Annotated in this window: 14 protein-coding genes; 1 reads left to right on the top strand and 13 read right to left on the bottom strand. The window is 40.4% G+C overall.

The window, feature by feature from the left end:
* Positions 1–3: 3 nt before the first annotated feature.
* The 12 genes from vasI to tssB form a co-directional block, all read right to left on the bottom strand.
* Positions 4–642 (bottom strand): type VI secretion system-associated protein VasI, encoded by a 639-nt coding sequence (vasI, locus tag HQQ94_RS10935; RefSeq protein ID WP_173294447.1) that lies wholly within the window; start codon positions 640–642, stop codon positions 4–6.
* Positions 642–2,186 carry a sigma-54-dependent Fis family transcriptional regulator gene (locus tag HQQ94_RS22985; protein ID WP_173294446.1) on the bottom strand — a complete coding sequence of 515 codons (1,545 nt, stop codon included), beginning with the start codon at positions 2,184–2,186 and terminating at the stop codon, positions 642–644. Before HQQ94_RS22985 ends, vasI begins: the two co-directional genes overlap by 1 nt.
* Entirely contained in the window at positions 2,186–4,789 is a 2,604-nt protein-coding gene (gene tssH, locus HQQ94_RS10925) for a type VI secretion system ATPase TssH (RefSeq protein WP_173294445.1), read from the bottom strand. The genes HQQ94_RS22985 and tssH overlap by 1 nt, the downstream gene beginning before the upstream one ends.
* A gap of 9 nt (positions 4,790–4,798) precedes the next feature.
* Positions 4,799–5,584, bottom strand: coding sequence for a type IVB secretion system protein IcmH/DotU (gene icmH, locus HQQ94_RS10920; RefSeq protein WP_173294444.1), 786 nt, complete (start codon positions 5,582–5,584; stop codon positions 4,799–4,801).
* A gap of 4 nt (positions 5,585–5,588) precedes the next feature.
* Positions 5,589–6,923: a type VI secretion system baseplate subunit TssK gene (gene tssK, locus HQQ94_RS10915; RefSeq protein WP_173294443.1), complete on the bottom strand. Its 1,335-nt coding sequence runs from the start codon at positions 6,921–6,923 to the stop codon at positions 5,589–5,591.
* A gap of 2 nt (positions 6,924–6,925) precedes the next feature.
* The gene (gene tssJ, locus HQQ94_RS10910) at positions 6,926–7,456 is read right to left on the bottom strand and encodes a type VI secretion system lipoprotein TssJ (protein ID WP_173294442.1); all 531 of its coding nucleotides are present in this window, start codon (positions 7,454–7,456) and stop codon (positions 6,926–6,928) included.
* Positions 7,456–8,799: a type VI secretion system-associated FHA domain protein TagH gene (gene tagH, locus HQQ94_RS10905; RefSeq protein WP_173294441.1), complete on the bottom strand. Its 1,344-nt coding sequence runs from the start codon at positions 8,797–8,799 to the stop codon at positions 7,456–7,458. The genes tssJ and tagH overlap by 1 nt, the downstream gene beginning before the upstream one ends.
* Before the next feature lie 12 nt (positions 8,800–8,811).
* On the bottom strand, positions 8,812–9,819 hold the full coding sequence (gene tssG, locus HQQ94_RS10900; protein ID WP_173294440.1) for a type VI secretion system baseplate subunit TssG: 1,008 nt from the start codon (positions 9,817–9,819) through the stop codon (positions 8,812–8,814).
* Positions 9,783–11,549 (bottom strand): type VI secretion system baseplate subunit TssF, encoded by a 1,767-nt coding sequence (gene tssF / locus HQQ94_RS10895; protein WP_173294439.1) that lies wholly within the window; start codon positions 11,547–11,549, stop codon positions 9,783–9,785. The genes tssG and tssF overlap by 37 nt, the downstream gene beginning before the upstream one ends.
* Before the next feature lie 2 nt (positions 11,550–11,551).
* Complete coding sequence (tssE, locus tag HQQ94_RS10890) at positions 11,552–11,977, bottom strand: type VI secretion system baseplate subunit TssE (RefSeq protein WP_254304043.1); 426 nt, start codon at positions 11,975–11,977, stop codon at positions 11,552–11,554.
* Between the two features lie 6 nt (positions 11,978–11,983).
* Positions 11,984–13,459 carry a type VI secretion system contractile sheath large subunit gene (gene tssC, locus HQQ94_RS10885; protein WP_173294438.1) on the bottom strand — a complete coding sequence of 492 codons (1,476 nt, stop codon included), beginning with the start codon at positions 13,457–13,459 and terminating at the stop codon, positions 11,984–11,986.
* A 92-nt stretch (positions 13,460–13,551) separates the two neighbouring features.
* On the bottom strand, positions 13,552–14,040 hold the full coding sequence (tssB, locus tag HQQ94_RS10880) for a type VI secretion system contractile sheath small subunit (RefSeq protein WP_173294437.1): 489 nt from the start codon (positions 14,038–14,040) through the stop codon (positions 13,552–13,554).
* An 820-nt stretch (positions 14,041–14,860) separates the two neighbouring features.
* Here tssB and HQQ94_RS10875 point away from each other — a divergent pair.
* Positions 14,861–17,560 (top strand): acetate--CoA ligase family protein, encoded by a 2,700-nt coding sequence (locus HQQ94_RS10875; RefSeq protein ID WP_173294436.1) that lies wholly within the window; start codon positions 14,861–14,863, stop codon positions 17,558–17,560.
* Between the two features lie 77 nt (positions 17,561–17,637).
* Here the strand turns inward: HQQ94_RS10875 and HQQ94_RS10870 are convergent, their stop codons facing one another.
* Complete coding sequence (locus HQQ94_RS10870; RefSeq protein WP_173294435.1) at positions 17,638–18,669, bottom strand: GGDEF domain-containing protein; 1,032 nt, start codon at positions 18,667–18,669, stop codon at positions 17,638–17,640.
* Between the last annotated feature and the right edge of the window lie 113 nt (positions 18,670–18,782).

The following is an 18,782-nucleotide window of genomic DNA, read 5'->3' as shown; positions in this document are numbered from 1 at the left end:
TCTTCACCAACCACAAATGTTACGAAGAGGTTTAAGCGCTTGCTTTAATCCTTGAGCATCAAACTGTAAATCATTAAATTGCGCTTGATCTGAATGCAAAGTAAAGCTCTCACCTGCCAACATTTCTTTCATACGTTTAATCGAAGGAACACCTCGTCCAGAGCGAAATACAAATCCTGTATCATCACTTATCCAACGTTGACCTGCTGTTAGCGATTTATTAATCGCCACTAACACTGAGCCTTTGTCAACGTAATCAGCTAATATCAGCTCTACTCTGCTTATCCCATCAATACAACTCAGCATTAAAATAGGTCGGGGAGGTAGCGCGCCTATCGCTGACGCCGTCAGCCATACATTGTCAGGATTATTCTTTTCTTGTCCTAGCAAGAAATGGGTTTCGCTTGTCCTGCGCGCTTCATTAGCCAGCGCTCTAGTTTGTTCTACCGCATGTCCTTGCACCTCGACCTTCGAAGGTGTGAATAAGGGGGTTGAAAACACCCGGTCGAAGCAATAAAGCCGTTCAAGCTTACTCGTGATTGTCACACACGAGTGAGCATCATCAAGTGTCTGGGCCTGTGCATAACACATGGATGCGGACAGCAGCAATCCAGACAGGATTAATCCCTTACCCTGTAACATTATTCATTTATCTCCAACTTTAAACATTTATGAGAAAACGTTCGTTTAGGTAGGCCTAAACTCATGGCAGCTTTAGTACGGTCGCCTTTAAACCTATGGATCCGAGTACGGATAATATTGCGCTCAAATTGTGCGACAGCCTCTTTGAGATCACCAATATTGGCATATTCATTGTCTTTTAATTCATCAATTTCTATTTGAGACTCAGCAAAGGAAGGAAGTGCCGTGATATCAATTTCACCATTATGGGAAGTTAATGCACAGGCATATTCGACCATATTCCTCAATTCACGCACATTACCAGGGTAACCATACTCACCTAATTTTGATAAGGTTTCATAACGTATACCTGCTATATGAGTGTGATGTTGACGATTAAAACGACGAATAAAGTGGTGTGTTAAAATAGGCACATCACCCAAACGTTCGCTGAGTCTTGGAACGGTGATCGGAAATTGACATAAACGATAATATAAATCTCGTCTAAACTCGCCCGCGTCCACTTTCTCTTTTAACTTCACGTGTGTGGCGGCTACTAAGCGAAAATCAGAATGCATTTCTGTACTCGCCCCTAGCGCTCGAAAATCTCCAGACTCTAATACTCTCAGTAACTTAGACTGTAACGCCAATGGCATATCACCAATTTCATCAAGAAAAAGCGTGCCTTTATCCGCTTGAGCAATCAAACCAATCTTATTGCTGGCCGCACCAGAAAACGCCCCTTTTGTATAACCAAAGAGTTCTGACTCAAGTAAATTTTCAGGAATCGCCGCACAGTTTATCGCGACAAAAGGCGCTTGATGGCGAGCCGAATAATGATGCACTGCTTTAGCCACTAATTCTTTACCTGTCCCCGTTTCGCCTTGCACCATGACAGATAATAAAGTATTGGCGCCACGTAGTACCTCTTGCCGGAGATTTAGCATCACACCTGAGTCTCCCACCAACTCTTCAGATAAACGCGCAAGATCCTCTTTTAACATGATTTTGCCTTTGATTTCAGCAATTGAGTCTGTTAATCGGCAAGCTTGGCCAGTCTGATCTGCCACCGTATTTAATAACTGCCAGTGGCGCGTAAACACTCCACAATATTGCTGCCAGTCCTGCCGCTTAAGTAGATTAATCGTTGAAGTAAAAGTGAAACACACTAAACCTAACATCTGCTGATTTTGTTTCAAAGGATATAAGAGTAAACTCATCTCTTTAGGGATCCCTGAGACAAATGCCTTAAACTCACTGTTATCACGCCAGTAAGCCAAGCTGTAATAATCCAACACCATAGGTTTTCCGGCATGCAATACATGGGCAAATGGATGCTGGAAGTCACTGACATTCCAGCTTGTTCGATCATTAATGTGCAACAAACCTGTGGATTGAAAAGCAGACGTAACAAGCTGACGACCATCAACAGACAGTGTTAAAAAAAGCGAGTTCGTTAACTCTAGCTCTTCTTGTAACGTCTGCATAAATTGATCAATCACATCATTGACTTGATCACATGCAATCAAATTTGATGTTTGTTGTAACCACTGCCCCGTGCTCACTAACAGACCTCTCCAACAAACTCACCGTCAATACAGCCCAGTTTGATACTGAATACAGGCTCCTTATTAGCCAATTTATTAAGCAATGCTAAGGCGATAGGAGGTAACATTTGCCCGTCAATGATCGCTTCTAACATACGAGCCCCATTTTCAGTGCGTGTTGTACGTCGGATAATTTCATCAGTAAGCGCTTCAGAACAGAAAACGTCCGCCTTGTATCGTAATGCAAGTCGCGATGTTAGCGCCGTTAATTTGGCCTCGATAATTTGCCGTAATACGGCTTCTCCAAGCGGCAAATAAGGCACAACTTCCATACGCGCCAACAGAGCAGGTTTAAAGAAACTGGCCAATTCTGGGTACAATTGTGTTTCGATAAGCTCTGGCGTCTCAGCGTTATCGACGATGGTTTGATAGCCAAGATTAGAGGTTAAGAAAAACAAAATATTCTGGCAATCAATTAAACGGCCTTCTCCATCAGCCAACTCACCTTTATCAAACGCTTGGTAAAACAGATTCAATACATCTGGATGCGCTTTTTCAACTTCATCGAGTAACACAATTGAATAAGGCATTTTACGAATGGATTCGGTTAATACTCCGCCTTCTCCATAGCCCACATAACCTGGAGGCGAGCCAATCAAACGTGATACTGTGTGTTTCTCTTGGTATTCTGACATATTGATGGTCGTCAGGAACTGCTTACCACCATAGAGTTGCTCCGCAATTTGGATCACTGTCTCAGTTTTTCCGACACCACTGGGACCAACAAGTAAAAATGCTCCTTTAGGGCGCCCTGCTTTACGTAAGTCTGCTCGTGCAGTCAACATATTCTTATGTAGACGTGAAATGGCAATATCTTGACCTTTAAGTGATTCACCCAACAATTGTGGTAAATGGGTAATTTTATGTAACTCATCACTGTTCATCTGCTCAACGGGCACACCGGTCCAATCAGCTATCACAGAAGCAATTTGCTGTTCATCAACCTGAGGAATGATTAACGTGTTATCCACACTTATCTCTGCCAGTGATAACTCCATGGACTGTAATTCATGACGCAATGCCTCAAGATCTCTGTCAATATCATCATCGGCTAAAATCTCGCTACGACAGGCGATAATCTTATGAACAATGGTTTGTTGCTGTTGCCACAAAGACTCGAGTGTTTGATACTCTTGTGAAGCATTGCTTGTGATCTCTTCAAGCTCAGCTAAATACTCAGTATCGACCGTTTGACCTATCGCCGTTTGCCTTAGCAATAGGGACATCTCAACCTCTGTTTGATGGATCACTCCCTCAAGTTCAGATAGCCTTCTTGGCGGTGAAGTAAGGTTAATGGCAATACGCGCACAAGCAGTATCTAACACATCAATGGCTTTGTCTGGCAATTGACGACCTGACAAGTAACGATTCGACAGATGCGCTGCCGCTTTTAACGCACAATCTTGGATCAAAACCTGATGCGCAGACTCATACACACTGTGTAATCCACGCAGGATAGTGACCGCTTGTTCTGCTGTCGGTTCGTCAAGCTTGACGAGTTGAAAACGTCGAGTAAGTGCAGGATCTTTTTCAAAATATTTTTTATATTCTTTCCAAGTCGTTGCCCCTATGGTGCGTAATTCACCTCGAGCCAGTGCCGGTTTGAGTAAATTCGCCGCGTCACCACCACCTTCTTGGTTACCAGCACCGATGAGGGTATGCGCTTCATCAATAAACAAAATAATGGGTATCGCCGAGCTTTTCACTTCATCAATGACACCTTTAAGACGCTTTTCAAACTCTCCCTTGACTGAAGCCCCAGCCTGCAGCAGTCCCAAATCCAAAGACAGCAGTTGCACTCCCTTTAAAGAATCAGGCACTTTTTCAGCAACAATTCGCAGTGCCAGTCCCTCAACGACAGCACTTTTACCGACACCAGCGTCACCGACAACGATCGGATTATTCTTACGACGGCGACACAAAATATCGATCATGAGATTGATCTCATCATCACGACACAGTACCGGATCCAATTCACCGTCTTGGGCAAATTGAGTAAAGTTAGTGGTAAACTTGTCTAAAGCGCTATTGGCTGATGCTTGAGTCGGTGCACTGGATGCCTTGTCACCCTGTGTCGAATTAGCTGCAGATTCCGACGATGTGGAGGTTAAAATGCTGAAATTTTTACGCCAAGTTTCACGATTAATGTCACTGAAGAAATTGACCAGTTCAATAGGTAAATAACGATTTGAATGCATTAATGCAGCCAGTAAAACCGCACCACTTCTCAGCTCAGTCTGCGCTAATTCGGTGGTAGACAGCAACCATGCATCTTGCAATAACTCAACCAATAAAGGTGAAAAAGACGGATAGGTATCCAAGCTTTCTCCTCTGGGTAAGGTATTGCCAAGTATCGATTTGAATTCGCTTAAGTCACAACTTGAGTGCTTCAGCAGTACCCTAAGATCACTAAGAGGATTATCTAATAAACTGTACAAGAAGTGCGATAGCGTAATTTCTTCGTTGCGCCTTCCAATACACAAGGAAGCAGCTTCTTCCATAGCCAACTTACTGATAGGGTTTAGTTTTGTAATAAGCGTACTTAATTCAATACGGATCATAAAATATCCTTAATTTAAGATCTGGAAAAGTTTGTCTAACACACCCGCTGATTTATTGGCCAACGAAACAGAATAAAAAATAAAAATCACGCTTAACGCCACAGAAAAACCCGCAAAAACAGTCCAAATAGGCATTTGCCTACCGATTTGAAATTTAGTGTTCACCACATGTTCTGTCGCACTGGTTAACAGTTCTGGCTCTTCATCCTTTAGGTGCCTTAAAGTTTCGTAAAGACGATTAATGATCTTATCGAACTCTTCTTTACCATTGGCCATCACTTTATAGCGCCCCTCAAAACCTAAACAAAAACAGAGATAGATAAATTCAAGTAGCTCTTTATACGTCAGCGCTTCTGTTTCTAAACGTTGTAGAATGCTGAACACTTTTTCACCGCCCCACGTTTCATTATGAAAACGCGTAAGCAAAGAATGTTCAGCCCACATACTGTCTGATCCCCAAGGGGTATTCATGACCGCTTCATCAATAAAACAGCACAACACATAACGATAAGCCAGAATAATCGCTCGATCATATCCGAGCTCAATCAATTCAGCTTCAATCGCGGTAATATCATCGACACTGTTGTGGTAAAGCTTGTCAACATCCGCCAATTCGGCCAGTTTTCTCACTCTAAAAACCATGCCCATCAATGGTGCAGCGGCATCAATCAAAGGGTTAATGTTATCACCACGTAATTGAAACCAATATTCTTTATCTGCATCAATATTACGTGCTTCATCAAACAAGACATCGTCTAACTGTTGCTCTGTTAGCGGTTTTTTTTGAGGTTTCATCGCATTAATTCCTTATGGCCCAAAATTGCAGCTCAAGCTCTGGAAAATCACCCGCCACATGGAAAGCAAATCCAGTAGAATTATTGAGCATTTCCCATGATTTACTGCTGCGATCTAACTGAAAATAGGTGTAACCTGCGTGATAAGGCAACTGCCTTGGCGCAACCGGCAAGGGAGTCAGCCCAACACCAGGAAGTTGCAATGAAATAAGCTCACGAATTTTCTCAACCGATGAAATCTTGGTCTGCTGTAAAAAGAGTTTCTTCAACTCTTCTAACGGCAATTTGGCTCGTACAGCCAAAATAAAGTCAGCTTCTTTAATTAAATCAGGATCTTGTACTGGCGCAACCATCAGGCCGTATTTACGCTTTTGCAACTGTAACGATACCGCTTTAGGCTCAAGTACTATGCTAAGTGACTGTCGTAACATATTCATTAATAAGGTAAATGAGGTAACAGGCATATCGTGATCATAAGCTGTAAACAAAGGCGCTAACCGGCTGTCATCAGTGAATGAAAAAAGCTCGCCGCAAATGCTCACCAAAGTAAGGTAAAGCTGTTCTGGATGCAGACTCTTTAACTGTGACATATGCTGTAATGCAGGTTGCATTCTGTTTAATGCTTGCAACAACATGAAATCAGACACATCAGCCACACCACCCTGACTTGGAGAACCAATTCGTTGGGCTATGTTTTTGGCTCTTTCACGCATCATTCCAGCCATTTCACCAATAAAACGATGTAATATAGGGATACCGACTACATTATAATGACAAGGAATAAAATGAGGATCGAGCACCACACTTCCATCAGGACGCTTTTCTAAAATTTTAGCAATGGCGACTGAGGTATATGCACTGCGATCTTCTTTTTCAAACATGAGTTTCATGTGCACTGGGCTGACTTCAATAGTCGAAAAATCACCCTGTTTAGTATGAATATCACGCGCTTCATGACGATGAGTCACATAGCGAGAATTGCCTGATACGGACGCCTCTGTGACTTCTGTTATCGAATCACTGCGTAGCGACAAAGCGAGGTAAACGATTTGGTTCGCCAATGAACCATCGGCAACCTCTAATGCATTAGGCTGAACATCCTCTTGGGGAATATTAAACACAGTGCCATCTTGCATCACGCCTTTCGCAGCTTGTATTGCAATGCGGCCAAAGCCAAGATATTCAGGGTTTATTTCAAGCTGTGCAACCCCATAAAGGTGACCGTGCACCGAATCCAATCTTGCATCAGTAATATATTCAAAATAACGTTGCTGCTGCTGGAAATGCTGTGGCTTGATGAATAGACCTTCAGACCAAATTACTCTATTTTTTGACGACATGATTATTCCACTTTATCCAGAATGACTTCCTGTTCTTTAAATAAAATCAACAAATGATACTCTCTTCCTATTGGTTTGATTTTAATTACTTTTTTCCACTGTGAAACATCTGGATCACCAAAGTGAGCCATGACACCTATGTAGCGTGTATCCTCATCAACTTCAAAAGATTCGATGAATTTAAACTGACCAGGTAACAAGGTAAAATCACTGTGATCGATGTAGTTTGACCCTAGCGCATCTTCAAAGTCTGTGACTAAGGAATCATAATCAGCGGCTAATAACTTTGAATCTTCTTCTAATTCAAATAATTGAAACTCTATAGGTGTCGCATCACCATTGGCATTTTGGTTCACATCTTGCTGCGCCACTATGCTGTAAGTTAATCGTGTCGGTTGATCTTTCGGTGCCCCAACAGGAATAGAAGGATCCCAAATGACTTGGCCCACTTTTTTAGTGCCTTCCCATACAGAACCACACCCAGTGAGTTGGCTCAACAACGAGATCATAAGCACTAGGCGCAGTATATTCATTAGCACTCCCTTTGAAGTTCACGCAGCTTACGATCGTAGGCTTGCTCAAAAACTTCCCAGAAGAGTTTCTCAAAACCTTTTTGGCGGTTAGAGGTCAGCTCAGCGTAGTATTTTTCATACATAGACCAAGCCCATTTATCGCCAGCCTCTAAATTAGCATCACTTGATTTACGATACTGCTTAAACCGCTTTAACAATTTTTCAGGAGAAAAAGCCAATAAGATATAATCCAGTGCTTCACTGATCGCCGATTGAACCGCTTCATTATGATGTTCAACAGATTGGATACTTTCGGTAATAGCCGCTTCTGATGATAAATGAACCGGGCTCCTGTCATAAGAAAACAGGGTATTGATTGTTTCTTCATAATCTAGACCCAATCGAAGCGGATTATCTTCAATTGGTTGTAAATTTTTATTCATTAGCTCGTAACGGCTTTGATTTGCCGTGCTATGCAACGAAAGTAGCCCTGTAATAGCCGCTTTTAATGCCGAGCCTAAATCCACTGCAATAGCTTGCATTTGTGCGCTATTTCGGACATCGCCAACTTGTGTACCTAGGCCACGAAATAGAGGGCCAGCGGTAATATGCTCGCCTGTGAATGTACTGTTTTTGGCCAGATCTATGTCCAGTTCAGCATGTAATTCAGATTCCAACAAATCTAGCGTATTCTCATCCATGGTAAAATTATCCAAGTAAGTGTGTTGTGTTAATGCAATCGCAGAATCAGCGGTATATTCGGAATCAGCTTGCACGGTTAGCTCTTTATCGCTAATCGAATATTGGTCATCGATTAGACTATTATTGTCAACTTTGTCTGCTTGCTTAGATGCAAAACTTAATGTGTTCTCTAGTGATTTTTGCTGCAATGCATCTAGTGCTAACATAGGATCGTCAATGGAAATATCATTATGATCGTGCGCAACTTCAGACGAAGACTCACTCATCAAATCAGCAAAATTATTTTCACTAAACAGTTCCGATATGCGATGGCTCATTGAGCTAGCGTCATTCGTACCCTGCCCTAATGATATTCTGACCTTATAAGGGCCAACATTGATTTCATCATTCTCATTAAGACTGGCAAAACGGTTCACCCCAACAGGCATAGAAGCATTGTTAATAAACACTTCACCACAGAGATCTTCGAGGCAAAACTGTTCATCTAGCCAAACAATACGGCAATGTTGATGTCGAACTTGATTTAACCTATCTTTTAATTGCCAATCAGCATTGGTATCACTACCAAGCAGCCCACCTTCTTTACTGAATCTGACAAAAGGCAATAAGCCTGAATCCAGCATTTGGGAATTAACGATATTGAGTAATATTGATTTATCCACTCTGTGCCTCTTTTACTGCCTAATTTGTATTAATACTTGCTGCTGTTCAATGGCAGCTTGTCCAAGAAAGGAAGACCAACCTAATTGTCCACCCTGCTCTTCACCTAACCTAAGTAAAGGAATATCATCCGTCTTTAATGTCAATTCAAAATCAAACGCCATTTGCTCTCTAAGTATGACTTCCATGACTTTACACAGCGGCATAAATTCTTTGCCAGAAGGTAAGAAATCTTGAAAACGCATTAAGGATAAGCCTTTAATACACAAGACAAATTTCCCACTTATATCGCCGACTTTACTCCCTAAAAGTGTATCTTCGCCTAATTTGACATTGCTTTTTCCTAAGACACATTGCTGCGACTGCGGGATCTCGACATGCCTAAATTCCCATTGTCTAATCGAGACATCTTCAAGATCAAAACAATGTGCAATAATACCGGCAACCGCCTGAGGAGAACGACTTCGTCCTGCCAACATACCCGCATAAGGCAACATCTTGCACCAGTTAATGGGAGTATCACCGCGAATATCTTCATTGCCTAACCCCACAAGCGCAAACACTTGAGATGAAAATTTATCAATGGCATCATCTTGAAAGCGAATATAATATCGATATTTTCGCCATGCTCGATAAAATAAAGCAATTAAACGGTTGTTAAAAAAGTCTAAAAAATCACGTTTAATATTTGTTTCGTCATGAAGTAACTCTTCTAGCATGTAACTGGGTAATGGTGATTGAGCCCCATTTAACCCTAAGAATGTGGTTTCAATTTTAACCCGATCAACAGAAAGCCTTTCAATGGCTGTGACATCACTGGCAGCAAAACCTAAACTCGGATTTGCCGAGAAGAGCAGTTGCCCTAAACTTTCCCAATCATGCTCTTCAGGGTTATTGCCACTTAATTTATGCATCAACTCAACAAGTTGAAAAAAATTATATGAACTAACAGCCTCAGGGAACACTAACGCATCTTTTTCCGTTGCTAGATCAAGGGTTGTTGGCCAATCTGAATATCCCATGTGTATCTTTCCTGATTGACGGTATTAATCACGATCAATTCGTGAAATGAATTGATACTGGCATAAAGTGCAAAAAAACGACTTAATACCGTTGCAAAAAGGTATAGATCTCCTTCCGAACCAAACTTATGCTGATCGAGAGAGATCACAGATTGCAACCCTCGCACAGGCATACCACGAAAAATTCGCTCTGTCGGTTTAGAATCAATACTGACAATGCCATCTAAGCGTTTTTGAGTGACTCGCTCAGCTTGTCTATCGATGAGTGATTTAAAATCGTAAGCTCGAATAATTGAGCACAAAGCATCTTTAGATAAAAGTGACAGGTAATTCAGCGATAAATTTGAAATGAGTGTCCATAACATGCTGCCATCAAGCACAGGTCTTAGCGAAGCGCTAGGTTCGGTAATATTTTCAAATGAGGCAAACGTTGGTGAAGAATCGGTCGTCACGCAAATATCACCTTTACCTAGTTGAGTAGGCAGCTGTCTATTAGTGCAGGTTAAACTGACAGACACAGCTTCATTAGCATCAAACCTCTGGGTCTCATCACCTCTCACAAAAGAAAGAAAGTGATCGAAACCATCTCCACGAATACTCTCTCTCGCTCGTAGTCGATAATAAAGTGCTACCCGTTCTCTGACTCGTTCGACTTCATGTTGAAAGCTTTCAAATGGTGTATAAACTCGTTCTTCGCCTCGAACACGACCCGAGTCAGAATCGTGCCATCCCTGCACTTTATCAACACTAAAAATCTCAAAGTTAGCTGGCTTACGACTGGATGGAAAAATAGGATATTCACTCTTTTTACCTGTGAGATCGATAGGATCGGCATCATGGGAAAACAAATTAAGCACGGGAACGCAGTAAAGCTGAAATATCTCTTTTTGAATCAAAACGTCAGCAGGTAAAGTGCGAGAAAACTTTAATTTAATTGAGAAATCACCACCAACACCTGATGGGAGACATTGATAAATTTTACAAATATCAAAAAACATAAAAGCATCAGAAAATGACAAGTATTCTTGTAATATTCGATAGCCTTCATATACATTTTTTGGATAAGGTAAAATACCATCACCACTCTCAAAACCAACACATTTAAAACTCGAATTTGGCAAGGAATAATGCTTATCACCTATGCAAATATCTATGCCTTCTAAATAATGGTTAAGCCAAAGATAGAGCATTTGTGCACTGTGGTTTTGACCTCCTAAATAGAAACGCAGATCATCAAGGCCTATTTCATGCAATGACAAATCACTAAAGTTAGAGACATATATATCAATAATTGATGCTTCTCTAGAGTGAAAAGATTCGATATTGTTCACCGAAAGCGGGTAAACATTGACATCTCTACAGGTGGTAAAATGACACACTTCGCCATCAACTTCATTCGTGTCTAACATGCAACCTTTTTCGATCAGTTGCTTATTACTAATACCACGAGCATGAGGTGAAAAACGCACGATACTTGTACTAGGCACCGGTCGCAGATAATTCGGCCATAGCATATTGATCATCGAATGAGTCAATTCAGGAAATTCGTCATCGATCTTTTCACGTAACCTACCGGTCAAAAAAGCAAAACCTTCCAGTAAACGTTCAACGTCTGGATCGGTATTATTGCCGTGTAAATAGCGTGCTAATTGGGGATGAAGATCAGAAAACTGTTTTCCTTGTTCCCTTAGAAAGGCTAATTCATCCCTGAAATATTTGTCTTGAGACACAGTTAACTTACCCTATAGGTGCGATTACTATCCAAAAAAAGATCAATTTCAACTTTTTCATTTACCGATTTAACGTTAATATTTCCATGGATATGAAAGCGTAAACTAAAAGGACAAGTATTATCGTGTAAAACATTGATATCTATGTGAGATAATCTTGGTTCAAATCGTTCAATACAAGCCTTAATACCCGCTTTTATCCTAACCCCTAAATCGAAGCTACCAGAATTCGCATCATTGAAATCAAACAATCCGAGCTCTGGACAACTTTGGGATTCTCCGACTCGCGTATTAAGCAAGCCAGAGATATTACGTTTAATCGACGCTATAACATATTCAATTGATTCAACACCATTAATGGGTTGATCAATGTCAGCACCTAACCGTTGAAAGAAGCTGACACCAAACATTTCGTCACGATTAAACAACGTCGCTTACTCCTGGTCTAAACGTCCAACCAATGAGAGTTCAAAGCTAGCACCCATATATTTAAAATGCGGACGTACTGACATAGAAACTTGGTACCAACCTGGATCGCCCTGAACGTCGAGCACTTCAACTTTAGCTTCACGTAATGGACGACGGCTTCTTACATCAGCAGGCGGATTTTCTTGATCAGCAACAAACTGTTTGATCCAACTATTCAGCTCACGCTCTAGATCTTGGCGTTCTTTCCATGAACCTATCTGCTCACGTTGTAACACCTTGATGTAATGCGCTAGACGATTAATAATCATCATGTAAGGGATCTGTGTACCCAGTTTATAGTTAGTTTCAGCCTCTTTACCTTCCTTAGTATTAGGGAAAACTCTAGGCTTTTGAATCGAATTAGCAGAGAAAAATGCAGCATTATCACTGCCTTTTCGCATAGTAAGAGAAATGAATCCCTCATCGGCTAACTCAAATTCTTTACGATCTGTGATCAAGACTTCTGTTGGGATTTTAGCCTGTAGCGCACCCATAGATTCAAACAGGTGAACAGGTAAATCTTCAACAGCGCCACCACTTTGGGGACCAATAATATTCGGACACCAGCGATATTTTGCAAAACTTTCAGTTAAACGTGTTGCCAACGCAAAAGCAGTATTACCCCAAAGGTAATCTTCATGGCTTTCATGAACATTTTCACGATAATTAAATGAATTAATAGGATTTTCAATAGGATCATAAGGCACACGAAGTAAGAAACGTGGGGCCGTCAATCCTAGATATCTTGCATCTTCAGACTCCCTTAAAGCACGCCATTTGGTATACTTAGGGCTTTCGAACGTTGACTTAAGATCTTTTAGATTTGGTAACTCTTCAAACGAATCGATGCCAAAGAACTCAGGGGCAACTGATGAAAGAAAAGGGGCATGCGCCATCGCACCAACGGCAGCAACATACTGCAATAACTTCATATCAGGGGCTGATGGGGTAAAGGCATAATTACCGACAATAGCGGCAATAGGCTCACCACCAAATTGCCCATAACCTGATGAGTAAACATGCTTATAAAGACCTGATTGAACCGTTTCTGGCGCAAATTCAAAATCATCAAGCAATTCATCTTTGGTCGCGTGCAGTACCTCAATTTTTATATTTTCTTTAAAATCAGTACGATCAACTAGCAATTTCAGGTTTTTCCAAGATGATTCCATCTGTTGAAAAGATTCATTATGTAGAATCTCATCCATCTGACTGCTAATTTTTTTATCAAGCTCAACGAGCATTTTATCTACGAGCGTTTTGTTTACTGGCTCGCTGCTAGAACGAGTTTCAATGATATTACTGATGAATGCGGCGACACCTTTCTTAGCAACATCATAGCCTTCATCGATAGGTGTCATTTTGGTTTGTGCCAAAATTTCATCTAGCAAATTAACACTTTGTGCCTGCTTGCTTTCCAGTGCTGTATCCATAGAGTCCATGAAATTATATTCCTTAAATCAAGCTTCAAATTCAGTGAGAAGTGAACCCACTTAATTTATGTCCATATCGAATAAAACTAAATACGTTAGTATTAATTTTCTAGAGTTTGAAGTTCTGCCAATAATTGTTCACGAGAATCTTCGGTTTCAATTAATTCCTGCAGCTTTGTTCTAAATGATGGGATATTACCTAGTGGGCCTTTCAAAGCAACTAACGCTTCTCTTAGTTCAATCAATTTATTTATTTCAGGAACTTGGCCGGCAATTGAATCAGGGGAAAAATCTTTTAATGAACTGAAGTTTAATGTCACATTTAACTCATCAGAATCATTATCTGTCAATTTGTTAGCAACGGTTGTGCTAATTGACAAATCGCTTTCTTTCATAATTGCGCTAAAATTGACTTTATTGACAGAAACAGCCTGTCTTTCTTCAAGTTGGGTATCTTCAGCATGACCTTTAAAGTCGCCTACTATCAACATTTTCAACGGAAGTTCCATCTCCGCTTGTTGCTCACCTGTCGCTGGTACATATTTGATGTTGATGCGCTCTTTTGGCGCAACTGATCCATCTTTTGCCATTTTTGATATCTCCATATACGGCTATAGGGAAAACCCTATTACAATTTAAACTAAAGCAAAGTTTTCTATCAATTAGGTGGTTTACACTACCAATATTGAACTTTAATAACGGTGACGATCTATTCAGTATGCCATACCAAATTTTAACCAGATCTTGATGCTATCTTATCCAGAGTTACCATAAAGGCAAGTGAAAAAAATACTCTCACCGGCTTAAAATGATAAATAAATGTTAAATTAAATCCTTGGTCGTACAAGCCTACTTTTTAATTCAAAGGTCTTAATGAACTAAAAAATGTAATCAATTAGTGCTATATTAGTACTTAAAATGTACTATTTTTAAAATTATAAATATAATAAAATGCTTCAAAAGACTCATTGAATCTATATTTTAGCGAACCTCGCCACTCATAACATAGATGTAAAAAATACTAATACCAAAGCACCAAATTCCAATAAAAAAATAGGCCTTATCTCGCCAACGTTGAAAATAAACCACGCGATTAAGCAAACAAATAAGTAACAATATTAAATGAAACTTTTTGTAACATTAAAAATGTTACACCATAAAAACAATTTAGAGTAGGCACTCTTAATCGCTTTTAAAGCTTATTAAAATAAATTTGTATATTAAACGCTCGATTCGGTTTCCTCCATCTCATCTTAATCCATTTCTTTTATTATTATTGATATTGCCGTATAAAAAACAACCTAAAATAAACAATTAAAGCATATAATGACGTTTTAACAATGACTAATGAACTAAATATTTCTATTTTTAGCGTAGACTCAAAATAAATAACCACATAAGAGAATGATGATGAGCCAGCGTACATTGCATACTTTATTTACATTAACGTCAGTTGCCATTATTGGTGCATCCAATACTAAAAAACGCGCTGGCAATATCGTCATGAAAAATCTACTGGCAGGGGAATTCGCAGGCCCTATCATGCCTGTGACACCCAAATATAAAGCGGTGATGGGCGTACTGGCCTACCCAAATATTGAAGCCCTTCCTTTAATACCTGATCTTGCGATGATCTGCACAGCGGCACACCACGTACCTGCTATTGTTGAAACCTTGGCACAATTTGGATGTAAATTTGCCATTGTCCTTGCTTCTGGTATGACAGCACAAAGTCAACATGAAGGAAGCACCTTACTAGAATTAACCAAGCAACATGCTAACCGTTACGGGATGAGAATTTTAGGACCGAATAGCTTAGGAATGATGCTACCTAATTTAGGACTTAATGCCAGTTTAGCCCACACTCGTGCTCTGCCTGGCAAAATTGCATTCGTGTCTCAATCTGCGGCCATCTGTACCACTGTATTAGATTGGGCAAATAATAAAGGCATTGGTTTCTCTTCCTTTATCTCTTTAGGTGACACTAGCGATATTGATTTTGATGAGCTGCTTGATTATCTCGGTCGCGACTCAAAAACCAGTGCTATCTTACTTTATATCGATGCGGTTAATGATAAACGTCACTTTATTTCAGCAGCAAGAGCAGCGGCAAAAAATAAACCTATTCTCGTCATCAAATCAGGACGTACTCATCAAAGCGCTAATACCATTCAATTACATCCTCATATGTTAGTGGGTAACGATGCAGTTTATGAAGCGGCCTTCAGGCGTGCGGGTATGCTAAGAGTAAATGATTTAATTGAACTTTTTGCCGCAGTTGAAACCTTAGTTCACTCCTCTGCGCTACAAGGTGAACGACTCGCCATTATAAGTAATGGCACAGGACCTGCGGAACTAGCATTAGATCAACTCATACTCGGCGGAGGTAAATCGGCCATAATTGATGTCGATACCTTAACACAACTCGATGCGTTACTCCCCTCTACTTGGTCTAGAAAAAACCCCATTAATATCGGCGGAGATGCGCACTCAGCACGTTATACGCAGACACTCAAAATATTAATGGACTGTGATGCTGCAGATGCTATTTTGGTCATTCATTCACCTTCAGCTTTAGAAGATAGTCTGGACATTGCCCGTTCCCTTGCAACAATGGTGTGTACTCATCCTAAACGGAAAAAAATCAATATACTCACAAACTGGAGCGGTGAAGATTCAGCCTATTTAGCCCGAAAACACTTCAATAAAGCAGGGATCTCAACCTATAGAACTCATGAAGGAGCAGTTGGTGCTTTCATGCATATGGTAGAGTATCGCCGTAATCAAAAATTGCTACAAGAGGTGCCACAATCAATACCCGATAACATTCCAACCAATGTTGAACAAGCCAGACATGCACTTTCTCAAGCTCATAAAAATGGTAAACGCATGTTAGACACCCATGAATCAATCGATATCCTGTCTGCTTATGGTTTAAAAACCATCGCGACTTACGCCGTGGAGACACCAGAAGACGCAGTAAAAGTTGCCAATAAAATCGGTTATCCCGTCGCGATAAAAGTCCAATCACCCGATATTAATCATAAATCAGATGTGCATGGTGTGATGCTAAACTTGAGTAATAAAGATGAAGTTTACCAAGCAGCCATCGCGATAAATTCACGGGTATTAGCACACCATCCAACAGCAAAAATAGAGAGATTAGTGGTCCAAAAGATGGCGTTAACGGCTGGGGCTCAAGAGATAAGAGTCGCTGTGGTTAACGATCCCGTTTTTGGACCTGCTATTTTACTCGGTGAGGGAGGCTCTCAATGGGATCCCTGCCGTGATGCCGTCGTTGCTCTTCCTCCATTAAACATGGCATTAGCTCGTTATATGGTGATTCAAGCACTCAAAACAAACAAACTAAAAGATCGGCACTTACCTCTAGGGCTAGACATGAATGCCCTGTGTGTCATGCTCACACAAATTTCTCATTTAGTGATCGATTGCCCAAAAATAGCCACATTAGATTTAAATCCCGTACTCTGTGCTGGTCATCACATTACCTTACTCGACGTCAATATTCAGCTTCATGAAACTGAAATAGATAACGGTGCCAGACTCGCCATTTCTCCCTACCCAAAAGAACTCGAACAGCAAACCACACTTAAAAATGGCCGCCCAGTCATGCTTAGACCTATTTTACCGGAAGATGAGCCTAAACATCTTATATTCGACAACTCACTATCAGATGAAGACAGGTATAAACGTTACTTTGGTGTGCGTTCTAAAATGACTCATGAAGAAATGGCTGTACTCACTCAAATTGACTATGCCCGTGAAATGGCTTTCGTTGCCATTGCAAAAGATGACAATGGTGATGAGCTGACATTGGGTGCTATCAGAGCTTCAATCGATCCAAATAATATTGAAGCAGAATTCGCCATGGCAGTCAGAAGCGATCATCAAGGACAGGGATTAGGCAAATTGTTACTCGAAAAACTCATTTCATACTATAAAGAAAACAATACGTTATCTTTAACCGGCTTGACCTTATTTGAAAATCGTAATATGGCTAATCTGGCTAAAAAATTAGGGTTCATCGTCACTTTTGATAGGGAGGAACGGCTGATTAAAATGGATATGCAATTAAACGATCCACATTAGCAATACGACCAAAGTGAGCCACTCACACATTGACTTCACTAGGTGATCCGGTTAAAGGGCTCTTAATAACAGTCCCTTTATTCACTGCAGGTGCAGTTACGTCCTGAAGACTTTGCACGATAAAGTGCCTCATCAGCCCGAATAAAATAGCTCTCTCTATCATCACTATCATGCAAGGTGGACACCCCTACCGATACCGTAATCGACCCAAGAGAATGTTTATCCTCTTTACCTATTGTCAATTTTTTATCAGCAATGGTCTTGCGAAGAATTTCAGCGACCACTAACGCATCGTTTAATTTTGTATTAGGCAATAACACGACAAATTCTTCACCTCCGTATCTGGCAACAAAATCTGTTCCCTTCACCGTTTTCTTTAAGGCTAAAGCCACATAAGCCAACACCTTATCACCGACAAGATGCCCATGAGTATCGTTAAACACTTTAAAATGATCGATATCGACCACCAGTAAACAACTGGCACAATGATTTTGATTATAATGCTGCATGTGGGATTGAATTTCGTCTTCAAATGCTCTTCGATTAAACAAAGAGGTTAACTGATCGGTTTGTGCAACAATGTTAAGGTTTTCCATTTCTGCTTTAAGCGAGCAAATTTCATCACTCATGGAGGAGAGACTTTCCTCCATCTGATTATTATCTGAGATGACACTGCCCATCTCATCCACTAGAGTGTCAACCAACTTATAAAGTACATCAACATCATAGGTTTGCTTAAGCTCCTGATGAAATTCACTCAAGGTCTCTGTCAAGTTTGCAGTACCACTGTTCATTTGACTCACTTTTTCCAACAGATTATTTATCACTAATTGGGTTTCAACGTGTACATTTTCAATCACATTCGGTGAATTCTCTAAAATAAAACGCTTGACTAAAGCTGCATTGACCTCATCTGTAAATGTCGTGTCTTTAGCAATGTACTCATCAATAGCTCTTTTTAAATCAAGATTGATACCAAGAAAATATTCATACCACACCGAGTAATTATCTGGTGTAACAGGAATATCCAGTTCAGACATTTTAGGCACTGCATGCCTAAGGATTTTTGCAGAGAGTTCAATATCTAATAAATGTTTCGCTAAATTCATGATTCACCGCCATGGATTTCTTATTTTAATCCTATCGTCCACCTCCATTTCCTGATGGTCGTTATTATCTTACGAACATAAGTTAGATCATTTTTCACGACCTTGAACTCTAG

Origin of the sequence: Shewanella sp. VB17 (genome assembly GCF_013248905.1) — a bacterium.
GTDB lineage: Bacteria > Pseudomonadota > Gammaproteobacteria > Enterobacterales > Shewanellaceae > Shewanella.
The sequence above is the reverse complement of the archived record's forward strand: the minus strand, read 5'-3'. Positions and strand labels throughout refer to the sequence as shown.

Coding starts and splice junctions, on each gene's coding strand:
- vasI (WP_173294447.1), bottom strand. CDS start 642: ATGTTACAGGGTAAGGGATTAATCCTGTCTGGATTGCTGCTGTCCGCA.
- tssH (WP_173294445.1), bottom strand. CDS start 4,789: ATGATCCGTATTGAATTAAGTACGCTTATTACAAAACTAAACCCTATC.
- icmH (WP_173294444.1), bottom strand. CDS start 5,584: ATGAAACCTCAAAAAAAACCGCTAACAGAGCAACAGTTAGACGATGTC.
- tssK (WP_173294443.1), bottom strand. CDS start 6,923: ATGTCGTCAAAAAATAGAGTAATTTGGTCTGAAGGTCTATTCATCAAG.
- tssJ (WP_173294442.1), bottom strand. CDS start 7,456: ATGAATATACTGCGCCTAGTGCTTATGATCTCGTTGTTGAGCCAACTC.
- tssG (WP_173294440.1), bottom strand. CDS start 9,819: ATGGGATATTCAGATTGGCCAACAACCCTTGATCTAGCAACGGAAAAA.
- tssC (WP_173294438.1), bottom strand. CDS start 13,459: ATGGACTCTATGGATACAGCACTGGAAAGCAAGCAGGCACAAAGTGTT.
- tssB (WP_173294437.1), bottom strand. CDS start 14,040: ATGGCAAAAGATGGATCAGTTGCGCCAAAAGAGCGCATCAACATCAAA.
- HQQ94_RS10875 (WP_173294436.1), top strand. CDS start 14,861: ATGAGCCAGCGTACATTGCATACTTTATTTACATTAACGTCAGTTGCC.
- HQQ94_RS10870 (WP_173294435.1), bottom strand. CDS start 18,669: ATGAATTTAGCGAAACATTTATTAGATATTGAACTCTCTGCAAAAATC.